Here is a 16,757-nt window from a genome sequence, read left to right as displayed (position 1 = left end):
AGAGGGGGAAACGATCAATGAATATCAGTTCTGTACAGCATATAGATCTGACGCAAGCAACGGGCGACTCACTCGTCGTCTTTTACGCGGAGACGAAGGAAGTGCCGGAGCATTTGAAAGCGCTGGACGCAGCTCTTGGCGGTGAGATCGCGGCGATGATCGCCGATGAAGAGGCGACCGGCAAGCAAAACGCCATCGCGCACATCCGCACAAACGGCCGCATCGCGGCGAAGCATCTCTATCTGGTCGGCACAGGCAAAGCGGACAAGGTCAACGCCGAGTCGTACCGCAAGGCGGCAGGCGCTGCCTCCCGTGAAGTGCGCGGCGAGGAACTGACAGTGGCGCTGCCGGGCGATGCATTCGCGTCGGCTGTGGTCGAAGGTCTCTTGCTCGGGAGCTATACATACAAAGGGCACAAGTCCAAGCCGGACGAGAAAAAGCGTTTCCACACGGTCACGCTGATCGGCGAATCGGTGAGCGATGTGCAGATGAACTCGCTGAACGGCCGCATCAACGCCGAAGCGGTGCTGCTCGCGCGCGATCTGACCGACCGTCCGGGCAACATCCTGACGCCGGAAGTGTTTGCAAACGTTGCGAAGGAGACCGGCGAGATGCACGGTATCGAGGTAGAAGTGCTCGATGCGGCGCGTCTGAAGGAACTCGGCATGAACCTGCTGCTGTCGGTCGGCATCGGCTCGGACAACCCGCCGTATCTGGTCGCCCTGAAGTACACCGGCGCGCCGGAGTCCAAAGATGTGCTGGGCCTCGTCGGGAAAGGCATCACCTATGACACGGGCGGCTATATCATCAAGCCGGAGACCGGCATGGGCGAGATGCACACCGACATGATGGGCGCGGCCTGCGTGCTCGGCGCGATGCAGGCGATCGCGGCGAAAAAGCTTCCGATCAACGTGACCGGCGTGCTGGTGCTGGCGGAGAACATGATCTCCGGCCGCGCGTTCAAGCCGGGCGATGTGGCGACGGCGTTCAACGGCAAGACGGTGGAGATGATCGACACCGACTGCGAAGGCCGCCTCGTGCTGGCCGACGGCGTGGCGTATGTGAAGCACCTCGGCGCGACGAAGATCCTCGACACGGCGACGCTGACCGGCGCGGTGACGGTGGTGCTGGGCAACGGCATCGCGGGCTCCCTCTACGGCAACGACGACGCGTGGACGCAAGCGGTCAAGGAAGCGGGCGACGCTGTGGGCGAAAAGCTCCACGCGCTGCCGACCTACCCGGAGTTTGACGAGCTGATCGAGAGCAAGATCGCCGACTACATCAACTACTCCGGCCGCAACGGGGCAGCGGTGGCAGGCGGTGCGTTCATCGTGGCGTTTGCCGACGACGTGCCGGCCGTTCACCTCGACATGGCCAACATGTCGATGGCCAAATCGTCCAAAGGCTACACGGTGGCCGGGGCGACCGGTTTCTCGACCCGCACGCTGATTCAAGTGGCGGAAAATCTGGCGAAATAGCGTTGAAAAGATCCAAAAGACCTGTCTCCAAGAGGAGGCAGGTCCTTTTTTATCGTTTTTTCATTTTTCAAGAGAGGAAAAAAGGGGAAAATTATACAGATATCGAATCACTAAATAACACTTATACGCTGAACAGAGGTGGGTGAGAAAGTGAATCAAGTGGATGTGAGCCGATTCGTTCAAGAACAGGTCGAAGCGATCGTCGCAAGAGTGATCCTGAAGGCTGGTTTTGAAACCAATTCCCAACTGGCCGATACGATCCGCGACTTCGCTGTATGGGGCCTGGAACACGTTCTCGCCAAGGAGCCGGTCGGTCATCACGATGCGTTTTGCGAACTCGGGGTGATGATGGCGGATCACGGATATTCGGTGCAAAAGGTGCGGGAAGTGCTGGACAACTTGCGCGTCGGCTTGCTGCCGCTCGTCCGCCAACGAGTGGACGCACCGGAGCATTCGCTTGAGGAACAATTTTCCTTCCTCGAGCAAACGGTGAACCTGCTGTCGGTCAACGCCTCGGAACTGCTCGAACGCTACATCGTGTTTCGCGAGCGCAAAGTCGAGGAAACGCATATGCAAAATCTCGAGATCGTGCTCAACTCGTTGCCGAACTCGATCCTGACCTACGATGAGACCGGCACGCTGACCTACGCCAACCGAGTGGCTTGCGAATTGATGGAGGTCGAAAAAGAGGATCTGGTCGGACACAACCTCGACAACCTGCTTCCTTTGACCGGCTATTCCCGCTCGGGACGCAAGATCTGGATCACGCAGGAGTCGATCCCGCTGTTTGACGGACGCGGGTCGATTGTGATCGGCTATCCGGTGGTCCGCGAGTTGGAGTATTACCGCATTTTGCAGGCGCAGACGGAGTTTATTTTTAACGCGATGACCGAGGGGCTGGTCATCCTCGACAAAGACAACATGATCACGACGTTCAACTCACGGGCGGAACGTCTGTTTGGAATGACGCGCAAGGAGATCATCAATCGCAAAGGCGATCTGTTTTTGGAGAAACTCCAGATGGATCCGTCGCTGTCGTTGATCCATGAGACGCTGCGCACCGGGACGACGTTTACCGACATCCAGCAGTCGATTCGCTCGGCAGACGGCAAAGAGCGGATCTTGAAGACATCGACGCGCACGATCCTCGGCGAGCACGGCGAGATCTTGGGCGCCATCGGCATTTTTGAAGACCTGACCGACCGGCTGTTCCTTGAAGAACAGGTGCGGCGGGCGGAAAAGTTTTCCGTGCTGGGCAAATTTGCAGCCGGGATCGCCCACGAGATTCGCAATCCGCTGACGACGGCGAAAGGATTTTTGCAACTGCTCCCGAGCGACTCCCCCGATCCGAAGATCCGCCAGCTCAAAGAGCTGGTCATCCCGGAGATCGACCGGGCCAACGAGATCATCACCGAGTTCCTGATGATCGCCAAACCGAGCGCGCCGCAGTTGAAACCGTCGTCGCTTGCCGAACTGGTCGAGGACTTGGTCGCGCTCGTGCAGCCGCAAGCGTTGATGCAAAATGTCGAGCTGAGCTACATCCCCGGCGAGTCCCTGCTGCCGGTGGCCATCGACAGGGCCCAACTGTTGCAGGTGTTCCTCAACTTGACCAACAACGCGTTCGACGCGATGCAGGAGGGCGGACGTCTGGAGATCAAGGTGGAAAACAACGCCTCCCACGTCTCGATTCACTTCACCGACTCGGGCGTCGGCATGGACAAAGACGTGATCGAGCGCATCTTCGAACCGTTCTACACCAAGAAAAGCGCGGGCACGGGCCTCGGCTTGGCCGTGTCGCACCGCATCATCGACGGGCACAACGGCACGATCCACGTGACGTCGACGCTCGGCAAAGGCAGTACCTTTACCATCCGTTTGCCTTTTGTCTCCTAAACCGGGTAGACTGAAGGCAGAACATCACGACATGCAAAAAGGTGGGAATCTGCATGAGTTCCGAGATCAAGATCAAACGCCGGGATGTGTTGACTGCGCAAGAGGCGGCTGATCTGTTCCGCCGGATCGCCGATCAGATCGAGGCGGGGCATTCGTTCCTTCTTGACGGGCTGCCGATCACGGTCGCCAAGCAGGTGCGGGTGCGGCAGGAGTTTCGCAAGGAAGGCATCGAGCAGTCGTACGAGTTGAAACTGTCTTGGGATGAGCAATATGACGACACGGCCAAGCTCGGAGAGGAGCCGGAACAAGATCGCAAAGACGATGATCTGCCGGAGCCGAGCGTGCCGCCGCTGGACCTGCCAGGTCAGGAAGACTGTCCGCGCATGCGCGAAGGGGACTGACAGACGACAGACACGAACAGCCGCCAGGGGCCGACACGGTGCCGGGCGGCTTTTTTTCGACTTCTGGCGGGTCTGGGAGAATGTTTGGTATACTGATTTTGGAAAGAAAGTGACGGTTTGACTCAGAGGAGGCTTCTGCAATGAAAGTGGATTTGCAATATGTCGTGAACTTTTTGGTGGATCTCGTCAACATCCCCTCCCCGTCCGGCAACACGGAACGGGTGATTCAGTACATCGAAGCGGAAGCGACCAAACTCGGCGTCGAACATCGCCGCAACAACAAAGGCGCGCTGCTGATCAAGGTGCCGGGCAAAGACAGCTCCAAACAGCGAGTGCTGACCGCTCACGTCGACACCCTCGGCGCGATGGTCAAGGAGATCAAGAGCAACGGTCGGCTTAAACTGTCGCTGGTCGGCGGCTTTACGTTTAATTCCATCGAGGGCGAGCACTGCCAGATCGAGACGTCGGAAGGCAAGATCTTCACCGGCACGATCCTCTCCACGCACGCATCGGTGCATGTTTATAAGGACTCCGGCTCCATCGAGCGCAACAAAGACACCATCGAAGTGCGCGTCGACGCGAAAGTGAAAAACGCGGACGAGGTGCGGGAACTGGGCATTGAGGTGGGCGACTTTGTATCGTTTGCACCGCGTTGCGAAGTGACGGAGAGCGGATTTATCAAGACGCGTCATCTCGATGACAAAGCGTCTGTCGCCTGCATGTTCGGTGCGCTGAAAAGCGTGCTGGAAAGCGGGGACGAGCTGCCGTATACGACGCACTTCCTCGTCTCGAACAACGAGGAGATCGGCTACGGGGCCAACTCGAACATCCCGGAGGAAGCGGTGGAATTGCTGGCGATCGACATGGGCGCGATCGGCGACGGGCAAACGACCGACGAGTACTGCGTCTCGATCTGCGCGAAAGACTCCAGCGGCCCGTACCACTACGCGATGCGCAAACACCTCGTCGAGCTGGCCAAGCAAAACAACCTCTACTACAAGGTCGACATCTACCCGCACTACGGCTCCGACGCCTCGGCCGCTCTCAGCGCCGGTGTCGACGTGAAGCACGGTCTGGTCGGCCCTGGCATCGACGCCTCGCACGCCACGGAGCGCACGCACCAAGAGGCGCTGGAAAACTCGATCAAGCTGATCCACGCGTATCTGCTGAGCGATCTGGTCAAGTAAAACGAACTGCGAGCAGTGAAACGAAAAAAGGACCTGAGTTCAGCGGGATGCGAACTCAGGTCTTTTTTATTTATTCGGTCATTCTTGCGGCCTAGTAGTCGTAGGTGCCCCAGTAGGTGGCATAGTAGCGACCGTCCGGGTACGAGAGCATGCTCTTCAAGACGCCGGAAAAACCGGTCAAGTCATCGTGATAGTAGCTGGGCGGGTAGGAGTCGAACCAAAAAGCCTGATAGCTGTATCCCGAAGTGCCTTCCGGCGCGATGGTTGCCGGGGCCGCCTGTGCCGGCACGGCGAAGGAGATCGCCCCAAATGCAAGTGCAGTTGCGGTCAAAAGAGATACGGACAGCTTTTTCAAACGTAACACCCCTTTTGTTTTTCGTTTTTACTTCATGATTAGAATAACATGAGTTTAGAAGTGAAGCAATAATTATTTCAATTTTATAAATTATAAATTATAGAGTTTTTAGTCATGGGGATTTTTATGTTGGTCAGGTCCCGTTTATCATGTCTTTCATGGGTAGACAGCGACAGGGGGCTTCTTCATAATAGGCCTATATGAAGTTTGTCGAAGGAGAGTTTGAATGAATAAAGGCACTTTAACACTGCCGCAAGGGGTCGCGATGTGTGTCGGGGCCGTGCTCGGGTCGGGCATTTTGATCCTCCCCGGCTATCTTGGTGTACATCCTCGCGACGGCCGCCTGTGTGAAACTGCTCTGGCACGATAAAAAAGGCCGCTTCGCCGCGCTGGTGTCGGCGGTGTTTTGCCTCGCCTGCGCGCCGTTTGCACAGGGGTATCTGCTGGTGCCGCTGGTGGTGACGGCCGCTTGTTTGCTCTATGTGAAAACGAGAGGGAGAATCCCGGTGGCGGGGAAGGGTCAGGTCTCGTAGGAGACCTGACTTTTTTATGCGGGCACCGATTTGGAGAAGAGGAAGATGTCGTGAAACTCGTCGCCCCGGTAGAGGGCCCGGCGGCGCACGCCGTCCTGCTGGAAACCGAGCTTTTGCATGATGTGGAGGGAGTGGGTGTTGTAGGCGGCGACCTGGGCGGTCAACCGGTTGAGCCCGAGCAGTTCGCGGGCGACGAACAGCTGATGTTCGTGGATCTGCGCGGCGGCGCCTCGACCCCGGGCATGAGGCAAGAGCAGGATGCCCGACTCGGCGGTGCGGGCGATGCGGTCGACGGCGAACAGTTGGTTCAACCCGAGCGGGATGCCGCTCTCATCGGTGACGAGATAGTGATACTGCCGGCCGTCTGTCAGCCAGCGGCGCAGCATCGGTTCGATGCTGTCTGCCTGCATCTCCTCCACGTGGAGCACAGCCTGCTGTTGAACGGTCGGTTCGGAATAGATGTCCCAGACCAGCGGGGCATCGTCTAAACGTAAGGGACGGTAGGAAAAGGGCATGGAGGACTCTCCTTTTTGAGATGTGTGATCTATTTATAACGTAAAGAGAAGCAGGAGACAAGGTGTTTGAATTGGATAAAACTGGTATACTTTCCAGTCGTCTGTCCAATAATAATTGAATATAAGTGACATTTTCGATCAAAAACATTATGATGAATTTATCTATTTTCGAATTGGCGAGGGGGATCAGTATGGATCTGGACATGTTGGTGGAATGTCACAAGGCGATGGGTGACAAGACGCGGTTGCGTATTTTGTCTTTGTTGAAGACGCAGGAACTGTGCGGGTGCGAACTGGTCGAGATCTTGAAGATGACCCAGCCCTCCGTGTCTCAGCATTTGCGCAAGTTGAAAACGGCCAAACTGGTCAAGGAACGCCGGGAAGGGCAGTGGGTGTTTTACTCCATCGACGGTTCGGTGTACCCGTTTATCGAGTCCACCTTCCAAGCATTGCCCGATCTGAGCGGGGAGATCCAGTGGCTGCGGGACAACGGTCTGATGGTCACGTGCCGCGCATAGGCAACAAATTTGATAAGAGAAATCAAGCGAGGTGTCAGTTGGCACCTCGTTTTTGTTTTGTCTGGCAAATTTAGAAATATATGTTTTCATTTTTGTAATATAGTTTCAGTTTTCGTATATTCTTTTGACAGTGAAGATAGATCGATATATAATTAAATCGTTATTTGGTTGTTTTTAGATATGAAAAAATCATGTTTTTATGAGTGTCCTATATTTTTTATACTGGAGGGTTCAAACATGTTCAAGATCTTGCTCGTGTCCAACTTCGAAGGCGGTTTCCAGCCGATGACGGTCGCTTCGGCGATCACGCCGCTGAAGGAGGCGGGATTTGACGTATCGGTGCTCGACACGTATGTGGACGGCATTCTGGAAGAGAAATTTGCGGAGCCGGACATGGTGGCGATCTCGATCCCGCTGTTCGACGCGCTGTTTGCCGGCATTGAAATCGCCAACCGCGTTCGGGCGATCAACCCGAAGGCGCACATCACCTTCTTTGGCCAATACGCGACGATCAACGCGTACCGCCTCGCAGGCAAATACGGCAACAGCTGCGTGACCGGCGAATGGGAAGTGCCGCTCGTGGCGCTGGCTCGCCATCTGTCCGGCGATGAGCAGCTGATGCTGCCGGGCCTTGTCACCGGCGAGATGGTGGAAAAAGGCGAGCAGATCCACCCGTACATGGCGCGTGAGAAGTTTCACCTGCCGACCCGCGACATGCTGCCGCCGCTCTACAAATACCCGCAGGTGCAAGTGGACAAACTGGTCGGCTCCAAGCAGATCGTCGGCACGACGGAGATCGCGCGCGGCTGTCACCACAAGTGCCTGTACTGCTCGGTGTTCGCCGCATACGACGGCAAAGTGTTCCTCGTCGACGAAGATCTGGTGGTCGAGGACGTGCGCAACCTCGTCAACGGCGGCATGACGCACTTGACGTTTATCGACGCCGACTTCTTCAATGCCAAGCACCACGGCCTCAAAGTCCTGCGCCGTCTGCATGAGGAATTCCCGAATCTGACCTACGACTTCACCACCCGCGTCGACCACATCCTCGAAAACAAAGAGACGCTGACGGAGATGGCCGGTCTGAACGTCTCGTTCATCACCTCCGCGCTGGAGTTCCCGACGCAAGAGGTGCTCGACGCCGTCGCCAAGCACACCTCGCTGGAAGACATCGAAGAAGCGGTCGCGTTCCTGCTCTCCACCGGGATCAAGCTCAACCCGACCTTCATCATGTTCAACCCGTGGATTCAATTGGAAGACATGGTCGCCTTCCGCGAGTTTGTGGAGAAAAACGGCCTCGATGAAATCATCGACCCGATCCAGTACGAGACCCGCCTCCACCTGTACAAAGGCTCGCCGCTGCTGAACACCCCGTCGGTGCAAGCGCTGGAATTGACCGATAACGAGTTTCACGTCGATTGGAAACATCCGGACCCGCGCGTTGACGAGTTGTACTTTGCGTCGCTGACGCCGCAGGAAGAAGGCGTGTTCAAGCGTTGCTGCCTGAAGTGCTAGTCGAGAACAGGAGGGACAGGTCATGAGCGGGAAAGAAAAAGCGGTCCTTGTAATCGGTCTGCAAAATGAAGGCCATGAGGTCGAAATGGTTCGCGCTTTAGGCTATCGAACGATCCTGTTCAAACGCGAGATCACGCTGCAGGACGCGCTGAACGCCGACTTCCCGGTGCAGATCGATCTGCAGGATCGGGAAGCGGTCATCGCCAAAGCGCTGGACGTGCAAGAGAAATATGAGATCCTCGGGATCTTTACCCTCAACGAATACCAAGTGCCGCTCGCCGCTTACATGCGGGAAGCGTTGGGCATTCCGCACGGCCTGCGCGTGGAGGCGGCGCTGAACTGCCGCAACAAAAAGCGCACCCGTCAACGGCTGGCCGAGGCGGGTGTGGGTTCGGCGGAATATACGTTGGTGCGGACGCCGGCACAGGCTCTGGCCGCTCTGCAAAATTTCCAACTGCCCGCCGTCGTCAAACCGTCGAATGACTCGGGAAGCCAATTGGTTGCCTGCTGCGAGTCGGCGGAGGACGTCTGGGCGGCTGTCGATGAGATTCGCCGCCATCGGAGCAACTGGGTGGGACAGGAGATGGACCCGGAGATCCTGCTGGAGGAATACCTGGACGGCCCGGAGTTCAGCGTCGAGGCGATCTCGTTGCAGGGCGAGTCGGACGTGCTGGCGATCACGGCCAAAATGACGGTCGGCGCGACAGAGGCGGGGCATACGGTGCCCGCTCCGCTCGCCGAGGCGGATACAGAGGCGATCCGGCAGTTGGTGCTGGATGCGTTGGCCGCGCTCGGCGTGACCGACTGTGTCACGCATACGGAGGTCAAACTGACGTCGCGCGGACCGCGCATCATCGAGGTCAACGCGCGTCCGGGCGGCGACTACATCCCGCTGCTGGTGCGGGCGACGACCGGATTTGACCTGCGGGAACTGGCTCTGCACCTGTCGATCGGCTCTTCGCTGGAGCAGGTGCCGCGCCATCCGGTGGCCGCGCCGTCGGCAGCTGTGCGGTTCTTTACGACGGATCGCGACGGAGCGGTGCAGTACGATGACCCGGAGCAGGTGCGGGCGATGCCGGGCGTGCAAACGCTCAAGCTCTCCGTTCTTCCGGGCGGAAAGGCTCGGCGCACGACTTCGAACTACGACAGGCTGGGCTATGTGATCGTCCACGGGTCGGAAGGTCAGGCGGCCGATCGAGTGGCGGACGATGTGTTGGAACGGTTGAATTTCAAGGTCTATGCAACGGAAAACGAGGTGACGAACTAAATGAAGATCTCGCAGGCGGATCGTTTGCGCAATCTGGCCCTGAGCATCGCGGCGAAAAGCGGCGGGCTGAATCTGAGCAACGTCAAGGGCGACCAGTCGTCTTTTGCGGAGCTGTCGATCGGCACGGTGCAAAGCGGAGAGCGCGTGCTCGTCGTCGGTGCAGCTGACGGCCACATCGCGTTTGAAGCGGCGCGTCAGGCGGGTCCGACCGGCTCGGTGACCGCGTTGGAAAACGACGTGGCGTTGCTCGGTCAGGCTCAGGAGCAGGCGGGCAAATTTGAAGGGGAGCAAGGCTATCAAAACGTGAGACTGGTGCGGACGGAGCTTTCTGACTTTGCGACAGATCCGGGCTTTGTCAACGAGTTTTTGGCTGAGCGTCCGGTGGCCGACCTCGACGCATATCTGGAGTTGCAAACGAAGTTGGAGGTACAGCGCCGGGAGAGGCCGCTTTTGGCGGACGACTCGTTTGATGTGATCATCCTCGATGCGGTGATCAACCGACTGCCGCTGGCGGACGGGATCAAGGCGCTGAACGAGGCGTTTCGCGTGCTGCGTCGCGGCGGTCGTCTGTACGTGTCGGCGTTGCTCGCCGACGAAGCGGTGACAACTGATCTGCCGAAGCTCCCGAACGGGCTGACCGTTCACCATGCGCCGCTGGAGACGGGCATCCTCGCGCTGCTGGACGGGGCAGGATTTTACGGCATGAGCATGATCTGGCGCGCCGAACTGCCGATGAACGTGGTCGACGGGGCGGAGCTGCGCACCTTCGTGCTGGAAGCCTACAAAGGCAAGCAAGGCGTGTGCCTCGACCAAGGGCATGCCGTGATCTACAAAGGACCGTGGAGCCAAGTCAGCGATGACGACGACCACGTCTACGTGCGCGGTGCCCGGACGGCCGTCTGTGCCAAGACGTATGACATCCTGATGCGCGCCCCGTACAAAGGCCATTTCATCGGCGTCCCGGGCTATGTGTCGGTGCCGCTGGAGCAAGCGCCGTTGTTTGACTGCAACACGCCGCAACTGCGCGATCCGCAGGTGACGAAAGGCAAACGGAGCGTGTTTGACCAACCGTCTCCGGCGGCGTCGAGCTGCTGCCCGGCTCCGGCTGACACGGCGGCGGGCGGCGATTGCTGCGATGCGGGCGGATGCTGCTAAAAGGATATAGTTTTAAAAAATTCAACCAGTTCTCTCTGGTTGAATTTTTTTGTTTTAAGATAAACATATAAGTATAATCTAATAAGATTGACAATTGTCTGACGAAATATTAATTTTATATGTAGATATAGTAATTTTTTGATGTGCTTATAGAGAGGGAGGTTATTATGAAAACGGAATTGTCAATTGATCAAAGATCGCAGTCCGGCTGGTCCGGGGTGTTGAAAAATCCGATCTCGGGACTTGTGATCGCGCTGATCGTGATGGGGATCTTTGCTCCGTTCGGTCTTTTCACCGGGTTTTCCACGGTGGCGATCATCGGGGTGGCGCTGGTCGCCTGGCTGGCGGTCGAAAACGGCGGCAACGACGTGTCCAAAGGGGTCGCCCCGCTGGTCACCGCCGGTGCTGTCGGCGAGGTGGGGGCGCTGATCTACGGCTCCATCGTGACGGCGGTCGGTTCGATGCTGTCGATCTACGTGTCGATGCAACTGCTGAAACTGTTCACGGCAGGTCTGATCAACCCGGACCTGAAAGTGACCGGCGGCATGGTGCTGGCGATGGCGGCCGGGGCGTCGCTGTGGGTGTCGCTGGCGACTCGTTACTCGCTGCCGGTGTCGACGACGCATGCGATTGTCGGCGCGGTCATCGCGGTCGGCGCGGTCGCGTTTGGTCTGTCCGGGGTCATGTGGTCAAACCTCGTGGGCAAGGTCGTCGTCCCGCTGTTGTTCTCGCCGTTTGTGGGACTTGCCTGCGCCTATCTGGTCGGCTTCCTGTTCTCGCTGCTGCGCTTGCCTGCCAACGCGGGGAAGGCGACAGCATGGGTCTCCTCGGGGGCGGTCTGCTTCGTCCGTGCGCTCAATGACACGCCGAAGATCGTCGGCATCGCGGTGCTCACCGCCTTTGCCGATCTGAAAGACGCCAACGAGAGCACGCTGTTGCCGCTGTTCTTGCTGATCACCGTTGCGATGTCGGCCGGCTCCTTGATCAAAGGGATGAACGTGCTGCAACTGCTGTCCCGCAAAATGACGCAGTCCACCGACACCAACAACGCATCGGCCTCTGTCCTGACGACGGCTGCGCTGGTCATGCTCTCCAGCAAGCTCGGCCTGCCGGTCTCGACGACGCACGTCTCGACCTCGGCGATCATCGGGGCGGGCCTGCGCCAAGGAAAGGGAGCCGTCAACTGGGGCGTCGTGCGCGACATGGCGCTGTCTTGGGTGGTCACACTCCCGGCGGCCGGATTGTTCGCGGCGGTGGTGTATTTCATCTACAAGATGTTCTACTAAAAACCAACACAAAAAAGAGCCGGGCTGCGAGAGGCAGACCGGCTCTTTTATTTTCTGTTCGGATGCTGGCGATTACCGGCAGCAGCCGCCTTGTTCTTCTTGGGAAGCGAGTTGCTCCAGTTTGATCGAAGCATCGCCTTGGAGTTTGGCGACCGTCTCGGAGATCAGGCCGATCTCGGTGTTGCCAAGGCCGACCTGCTTGCCTGCGACAATCGCTTGTTTGACGAGATCGCCGTTGTCGAGAGCGAGGGCAGCGGCGAGGGTGATCAGGATCTCTTCCCGCTGGGAGAGACCGGACGGTGCGCAGCAGGACTCCGCTTTGGTTTCTGCTTGAGCGGTCGGTGCGGCTTCGTCTTTGACTTCGATGATTTCGATGGCGCAGCAGTCGTTGTTTTTCTCTTCTTTGCCAAACAGGGTTTTCAGCAAGGACATGGGGAATGCCTCCTTAGATTAGATAAAATAGGAATCCAGACAAGGTGGACATCGAGAACACCGAGATGACGAACGCGACGACCAGCCTTTTTTGGAAGATCGAGTTCAGCAGGGTCAACTCCGGGAGCGAAGCGCCGGCGGAGGAGATCATCAGGGCCATCACCGGGCCGAGCGCCATCCCTTTGGCGATCATGATCTGCGAGATCGGGATCATCGTGGAGAGGCGAATGTACAGCGGGATGCCGACGATCGCTGCGACCGGGACGAGCCACCAGTTGTCACCGCCAAACCAGGTGGTGATGAACGAGGTCGGCACGAGGCCGTGGATCACCGAGCCGATGGCCGCGCCGATCAAGAGGTACGGGAAGACCGATTTCATCAGAGCAATCGTCTCTTTGGTCGCGTACTTGAGATCGAACTTGGTCGGCATCTCTTCCATTTGGCTCTTGAGGATGACGTTTTTGACGGCGCTCTCAAAGCCGAAGCGTTCGAGCGTGAAGCCGATGATGATCGAGAGGACCGTCGTGATGACCGTGTACACAACCGCGACTTTGACGCCGAGGATGACGGCCATCAGGGTGATGATCGTCGGGTCGAGCACCGGCGAGGCGAACAGAAACACCATGACGATGCCAAAGCGCATCTTGCGGCTCAACATGTTGACGATGACCGGGATCGTGGAGCAGGAGCAAAAAGGTGTGATGAAGGCCAGGACGATGGCGAGCGCTGCGGCGAGCGGCGTGTTGCGGCCCGACATGTACTTTTCCAATTTTTCATACGGAATGTACACTTGCAGCAGGTTGATCAGGAAGGAGATGGCGATGAACAGGACGAACAGTTCACCGGCGATCCAGAGGAACGATTGGAACACTTCCCACCACATGTGAATCACCTCTCATTTACTTGTAGTTTGCAAATATAGGTGGAGGAGACCCCGGATAAGGGGTGTCCGATTAACCCATCGGAGTGCAGCACATGGAAGATTTGGCCATCGCTTGGTTGAGCAGTTTGACGGAAGCGATCACCGTCTCTTTTTCAAACTCGGTCATGTGAGAAAAGATATCTTGGAGATAGAGGTTCATCTCGCGGTCGATGTCGTCGTGGACGTGTTGGCCCGCTTCGGTCAAGGAGAGGATCTGGATGCGGCGGTCTGCGGGGTAGGGCGTTTTTTTGATCAGATTCAGGTCGACGAGGTTTTGCACCTGCCGGGAGAACGTCGTGATGTCGAGGCCGAGCGTCTCGGCGATCTGTTGCATCGACGGTTCATGCTGGGCGTGGACCTCGTGGAGGATGTGGCTGTGAACCAGCGAGAGTTCCTTGCCGTCGACCGTCGTGCAGCAGCGCTTGTTGAGAAAGCCGAAGCGGCGCGTCATGACTTGGAACAACTCACGCGTGTTTTCCATTTGTTTCACCTCTTGTATTAGTTATATACTGGATGCTTGCAATTTGCAACTATTATTTTCGGGGGAGTGGTTCACATGGAAAATCGGCTGTCGGCCGCGCGCGCTCGGTAGGCGGCGAGCAAGAGCAGGACGGAGGTCTGGGTATACACGGCAGCGGCCAAGGCGGACGGCAGGTCGCCGCCCGTGAGCAGCAGAGCACCGAGCCGTGCGGCGTCGGCGAGGCCTCCGGCGGCGAGCAGGGCGCGGGAGTAGCCGTGCGCTTGGAGCAGGGCGGACAGCGGCGCCTGCAGGTAGAGCGGGAAGGTCAGCCAGGCCAGCGGCAGGAGCGCCGTCGCGGCGGCGGGCACGCCGAACGCGGCGGTCAGTGCCGGTGCGCCGAGGAAGAGCAGCGCGGTGGCCGGAAGCGCGATGAGCAAGGTGAGCAGGAGCAATCTCTGCAGGGAGGGGCCGAGGGTGGCCCGGCCCTGTTTGGCTTGTCGGGCGGCGGCCGGGAGCAGGGCGGTGGCGAGGCCGTCGGTCAGTACCATCGGGAGGCAGAGCAAGGGCAGCGCGACGGCTGAGTAGCCCGCGACAAGCTGCTCGGCGACGGCGGGACCGTGCGTTTCGGCGAGCAGACGGTGGGCGAGCGGGAGTTCCAGCGCATAGCCGAGCGTGGCGAGCAGCGACTGGCCGGTCGGACCGAGCGACATGCGCAGGACGGCGAGCAGGTCGCGGAAGAGCCGGATGCGCGGCGTGTGGCCCGGGTCGATCCCGCGCCGACGCAGGCGGCGGCGGAGCAGGAGGCTGAGATAGAGCGTGACGACCGCTTCGCCGGCCGTCAGGACGAACAGGCCCAGTTCGATGCTGTCGACGCGTGCGGCCGCCTCATGCAGGGTCAAAAGGGCGCAGAGGCGGCTCGTGACCTCCACGACCTGTCCAAACGCAGGGGCATAGGTGCTGCCCAGCCCCAGCAGCACGCCGCGAAGAGAGCCGTTCAGGCACAGCAGCAGGAGCAGGGGGATCGCGGCGGCGAGCAGTCGCTCCGAGCCGAGGTGGAGCAAGTCGGTGCGGGTGCTGATCCAGGACAGGGCGGCCCAGCCTCCCAGTGAGAGCAGCGCAGCCAAGACGGCGGCCAGCAGGGCGGTGCGCAACTGAGCGACCGGAATGCGGGCACGGCCGTCCGTCGCAAAGTAGCGGGTCAGCGCTTGCGGCAGGCCGATGGTGGCGAAGGCGGCGGCGAGGCCGAGCAAGGGCAGGGCGATGCGAAAGGCGGCGCTCGCTTCGAGGCCGAGCAGAGCGACGAAGCGGGCGAGAAAGAGCAGCCCGAGGAGGCGGGCCAGCGCGTCGGCGAGCGAAAAGATCGCCGATTCGCGCAAAGGCAAGGTGTTGGTTCGGATCGTCATGCGGGCAACCTCCTCCTGTTCTCCATCCTCTTGATGGTATGAGGCGGGGGACGAGTTGTAGAACTTGGGAAGGCTATGGTAATATTTAGTAAAAAATAGAGGAGAGATCATAGATGACAGAAAAGAAAGTGCGCGTCGGCGTTGTTGGACTGGGCGTGATGGGCGTGCGGTTGCTGGAAAAGATGGCGGTGCATCCGAGGATGACGGTGCAGGCGGTGTGCGACACGTCGGCGGAGCGCGTGGAGGCGACCTTGGCGCGGCTGGACGGGGCGCGCGGGTTTGCTCAGTGGCACGAGTTGGTGGCGGATACGGGTCTGGATCTGATCTACGTGGCGGTGCCGCCGAAGTTCCATCACAGCATCGTGCTTGGCGCGCTGGCGACAGGCAAGCATGTGCTCTGTGAAAAGCCGCTGGCCAATTCGTTGGAGGAAGCCCGCGAGATGCGGGATCGCGCGCTGGCGGCAGGCGTGGCGCATGCGATGAATTTCCCGACCTACTATAAAAATGTGTTTGCCGATCTCGCAGCCCGAGTGCGCCGCGGCGACCTCGGCACGCTGCGCCGGATCGAGGTGACGACCCGCTTCCCGCAATGGCCGCGCCCGTGGCAACAGGTGCCGTGGCTCGGGCAGCGCGAGCAGGGCGGTTTTGTGCGCGAGGTGGTGCCGCATTATCTGCACATGATCCGCACACTGTTCGGGCCGTTTGCGGGCGTGCAGGGCGAGATCGAGTATCCGGCCGATCCGCTGCTGTGCGAGACGGGGATCACGGCGCAGTTGAGGCTCGCCGACGGGACGAAGGTGTTGCTGGACGGATTCAGCGGAGCGGCGGAGCGCGAGCACGTCGGGCTGAAGCTGTACGGGACGGAAGGCACTCTTGCGCTGGAAAATTGGAATGTGCTGCGAGCAGGCGGTGTCGGAGAGGGGCTGTCCGATGTGGCTGTCGAGGAGCGCGACCCGCATGTGGCGTTGCTCGACGAGTTGGTGAAGGCGGCTTCGGGGCAGGATGCGGATCTGATCGGCTTTGACATCGGGTATGAGATTCAGGAGGTATTGGACACGTTGCTGGAGGTGTCGACGGCGCGTTAGTGTGATAGGATAAAGGAAAAAGGAGGTTGACCGATGGGAATCCAGTACGACAACATGCCGAAGGAAATGCTGGCCCAATTTCGCAGCGATATGATGACTCTGCCTTACGAGGAGTTCCTGAAGTGGCCTTCGAATGAGATTCAGCAGGTGATCGCGCTGATCGTCGCCGATTTTGAAGCGATCATGACGCCGGATGAACGGTTGGATCTGCGCGAGGCGTATCTGACCAACTTGAAAAATTCGGACAAGCAGCGGGCCTTTTACGAGCATTATCAAAAGGCGTTGAAGGCGCGGTTGCATTAAGGGCAGAGAAGAGAAGAGACCAACGATCGAGACGGATCGTTGGTCTTTT

At 58.9% G+C, this 16,757-nt stretch carries 18 protein-coding genes; 12 read left to right on the top strand and 6 right to left on the bottom strand.

The window, feature by feature from the left end:
• Positions 1-17 precede the first annotated feature (17 nt).
• The 4 genes from OS242_RS08345 to OS242_RS08330 all read left to right on the top strand — a co-directional run bounded on the left by OS242_RS08345 (position 18) and on the right by OS242_RS08330 (position 4,959).
• Positions 18-1,478, top strand: coding sequence for a leucyl aminopeptidase (locus OS242_RS08345; RefSeq protein ID WP_267151221.1), 1,461 nt, complete (start codon positions 18-20; stop codon positions 1,476-1,478).
• A gap of 150 nt (positions 1,479-1,628) precedes the next feature.
• Positions 1,629-3,371, top strand: a complete 1,743-nt coding sequence (locus OS242_RS08340) for an ATP-binding protein (protein ID WP_267151220.1) — start codon at positions 1,629-1,631, stop codon at positions 3,369-3,371.
• Between the two features lie 53 nt (positions 3,372-3,424).
• Complete coding sequence (locus OS242_RS08335; RefSeq protein WP_267151219.1) at positions 3,425-3,772, top strand: amphi-Trp domain-containing protein; 348 nt, start codon at positions 3,425-3,427, stop codon at positions 3,770-3,772.
• Positions 3,773-3,912: 140 nt separating this feature from the next.
• Complete coding sequence (locus tag OS242_RS08330; RefSeq protein ID WP_267151218.1) at positions 3,913-4,959, top strand: M42 family metallopeptidase; 1,047 nt, start codon at positions 3,913-3,915, stop codon at positions 4,957-4,959.
• A gap of 91 nt (positions 4,960-5,050) precedes the next feature.
• On the opposite strand, the gene OS242_RS08325 is transcribed toward OS242_RS08330, so the two are convergent.
• On the bottom strand, positions 5,051-5,314 hold the full coding sequence (locus tag OS242_RS08325; RefSeq protein WP_267151217.1) for a hypothetical protein: 264 nt from the start codon (positions 5,312-5,314) through the stop codon (positions 5,051-5,053).
• Between the two features lie 347 nt (positions 5,315-5,661).
• On the opposite strand from OS242_RS08325, the gene OS242_RS08320 reads away from it, so the two are divergent.
• On the top strand, positions 5,662-5,847 hold the full coding sequence (locus OS242_RS08320) for a hypothetical protein (RefSeq protein WP_267151216.1): 186 nt from the start codon (positions 5,662-5,664) through the stop codon (positions 5,845-5,847).
• Between the two features lie 14 nt (positions 5,848-5,861).
• On the opposite strand, the gene OS242_RS08315 is transcribed toward OS242_RS08320, so the two are convergent.
• Complete coding sequence (locus OS242_RS08315) at positions 5,862-6,362, bottom strand: GNAT family N-acetyltransferase (RefSeq protein WP_267151215.1); 501 nt, start codon at positions 6,360-6,362, stop codon at positions 5,862-5,864.
• 191 nt (positions 6,363-6,553) lie between these two features.
• Between OS242_RS08315 and OS242_RS08310 the strand changes: the two genes are divergently transcribed.
• The 5 genes from OS242_RS08310 (at position 6,554) to OS242_RS08290 (ending at position 12,103) form a co-directional block, all read left to right on the top strand.
• Positions 6,554-6,880 carry an ArsR/SmtB family transcription factor gene (locus OS242_RS08310; RefSeq protein ID WP_267151214.1) on the top strand — a complete coding sequence of 109 codons (327 nt, stop codon included), beginning with the start codon at positions 6,554-6,556 and terminating at the stop codon, positions 6,878-6,880.
• Between the two features lie 237 nt (positions 6,881-7,117).
• Positions 7,118-8,395 carry an arsinothricin biosynthesis radical SAM protein ArsL gene (gene arsL / locus OS242_RS08305; RefSeq protein ID WP_267151213.1) on the top strand — a complete coding sequence of 426 codons (1,278 nt, stop codon included), beginning with the start codon at positions 7,118-7,120 and terminating at the stop codon, positions 8,393-8,395.
• A gap of 22 nt (positions 8,396-8,417) precedes the next feature.
• A complete protein-coding gene (locus OS242_RS08300) occupies positions 8,418-9,662 on the top strand; it encodes an ATP-grasp domain-containing protein (RefSeq protein WP_267151212.1) in 1,245 nt (414 codons plus the stop codon).
• A complete protein-coding gene (locus OS242_RS08295) occupies positions 9,663-10,817 on the top strand; it encodes a methyltransferase domain-containing protein (RefSeq protein WP_267151211.1) in 1,155 nt (384 codons plus the stop codon).
• A gap of 167 nt (positions 10,818-10,984) precedes the next feature.
• Positions 10,985-12,103 carry an inorganic phosphate transporter gene (locus OS242_RS08290; protein WP_267151210.1) on the top strand — a complete coding sequence of 373 codons (1,119 nt, stop codon included), beginning with the start codon at positions 10,985-10,987 and terminating at the stop codon, positions 12,101-12,103.
• A gap of 72 nt (positions 12,104-12,175) precedes the next feature.
• Here OS242_RS08290 and OS242_RS08285 read toward each other — a convergent pair whose 3' ends face one another.
• The 4 genes from OS242_RS08285 to OS242_RS08270 form a co-directional block, all read right to left on the bottom strand.
• Complete coding sequence (locus OS242_RS08285; RefSeq protein WP_267151209.1) at positions 12,176-12,535, bottom strand: hypothetical protein; 360 nt, start codon at positions 12,533-12,535, stop codon at positions 12,176-12,178.
• A 13-nt stretch (positions 12,536-12,548) separates the two neighbouring features.
• On the bottom strand, positions 12,549-13,418 hold the full coding sequence (locus tag OS242_RS08280; protein ID WP_267151208.1) for a permease: 870 nt from the start codon (positions 13,416-13,418) through the stop codon (positions 12,549-12,551).
• A gap of 70 nt (positions 13,419-13,488) precedes the next feature.
• The gene (locus tag OS242_RS08275) at positions 13,489-13,938 is read right to left on the bottom strand and encodes a MarR family winged helix-turn-helix transcriptional regulator (RefSeq protein WP_267151207.1); all 450 of its coding nucleotides are present in this window, start codon (positions 13,936-13,938) and stop codon (positions 13,489-13,491) included.
• A gap of 71 nt (positions 13,939-14,009) precedes the next feature.
• Entirely contained in the window at positions 14,010-15,320 is a 1,311-nt protein-coding gene (locus tag OS242_RS08270; RefSeq protein WP_267151206.1) for an oligosaccharide flippase family protein, read from the bottom strand.
• A gap of 113 nt (positions 15,321-15,433) precedes the next feature.
• Here OS242_RS08270 and OS242_RS08265 point away from each other — a divergent pair, with 113 nt between their 5' ends.
• Together OS242_RS08265 and OS242_RS08260 are read left to right on the top strand one after the other, a co-directional pair.
• Positions 15,434-16,405, top strand: a complete 972-nt coding sequence (locus tag OS242_RS08265) for a Gfo/Idh/MocA family protein (RefSeq protein ID WP_267151205.1) — start codon at positions 15,434-15,436, stop codon at positions 16,403-16,405.
• Positions 16,406-16,438: 33 nt separating this feature from the next.
• On the top strand, positions 16,439-16,708 hold the full coding sequence (locus OS242_RS08260) for a hypothetical protein (RefSeq protein ID WP_267151204.1): 270 nt from the start codon (positions 16,439-16,441) through the stop codon (positions 16,706-16,708).
• The last annotated feature ends 49 nt before the right edge of the window (positions 16,709-16,757 follow it).

The organism is Tumebacillus lacus, from assembly GCF_026410385.1.
In the GTDB taxonomy this organism is placed as follows: domain Bacteria; phylum Bacillota; class Bacilli; order Tumebacillales; family Tumebacillaceae; genus Tumebacillus; species Tumebacillus lacus.
This window is presented reverse-complemented; position numbering and strand designations above follow the sequence as displayed.

What these genes read in the sequence shown, in the direction of transcription:
- arsL (WP_267151213.1), top strand. Translation starts at nt 7,118, where the DNA reads ATGTTCAAGATCTTGCTCGTGTCCAACTTCGAAGGCGGTTTCCAGCCG.
- OS242_RS08295 (WP_267151211.1), top strand. Translation starts at nt 9,663, where the DNA reads ATGAAGATCTCGCAGGCGGATCGTTTGCGCAATCTGGCCCTGAGCATC.
- OS242_RS08315 (WP_267151215.1), bottom strand. Translation starts at nt 6,362, where the DNA reads ATGCCCTTTTCCTACCGTCCCTTACGTTTAGACGATGCCCCGCTGGTC.
- OS242_RS08290 (WP_267151210.1), top strand. Translation starts at nt 10,985, where the DNA reads ATGAAAACGGAATTGTCAATTGATCAAAGATCGCAGTCCGGCTGGTCC.
- OS242_RS08275 (WP_267151207.1), bottom strand. Translation starts at nt 13,938, where the DNA reads ATGGAAAACACGCGTGAGTTGTTCCAAGTCATGACGCGCCGCTTCGGC.
- OS242_RS08280 (WP_267151208.1), bottom strand. Translation starts at nt 13,418, where the DNA reads ATGTGGTGGGAAGTGTTCCAATCGTTCCTCTGGATCGCCGGTGAACTG.
- OS242_RS08310 (WP_267151214.1), top strand. Translation starts at nt 6,554, where the DNA reads ATGGATCTGGACATGTTGGTGGAATGTCACAAGGCGATGGGTGACAAG.
- OS242_RS08265 (WP_267151205.1), top strand. Translation starts at nt 15,434, where the DNA reads ATGACAGAAAAGAAAGTGCGCGTCGGCGTTGTTGGACTGGGCGTGATG.
- OS242_RS08330 (WP_267151218.1), top strand. Translation starts at nt 3,913, where the DNA reads ATGAAAGTGGATTTGCAATATGTCGTGAACTTTTTGGTGGATCTCGTC.
- OS242_RS08345 (WP_267151221.1), top strand. Translation starts at nt 18, where the DNA reads ATGAATATCAGTTCTGTACAGCATATAGATCTGACGCAAGCAACGGGC.
- OS242_RS08260 (WP_267151204.1), top strand. Translation starts at nt 16,439, where the DNA reads ATGGGAATCCAGTACGACAACATGCCGAAGGAAATGCTGGCCCAATTT.
- OS242_RS08335 (WP_267151219.1), top strand. Translation starts at nt 3,425, where the DNA reads ATGAGTTCCGAGATCAAGATCAAACGCCGGGATGTGTTGACTGCGCAA.
- OS242_RS08285 (WP_267151209.1), bottom strand. Translation starts at nt 12,535, where the DNA reads ATGTCCTTGCTGAAAACCCTGTTTGGCAAAGAAGAGAAAAACAACGAC.
- OS242_RS08270 (WP_267151206.1), bottom strand. Translation starts at nt 15,320, where the DNA reads ATGACGATCCGAACCAACACCTTGCCTTTGCGCGAATCGGCGATCTTT.
- OS242_RS08300 (WP_267151212.1), top strand. Translation starts at nt 8,418, where the DNA reads ATGAGCGGGAAAGAAAAAGCGGTCCTTGTAATCGGTCTGCAAAATGAA.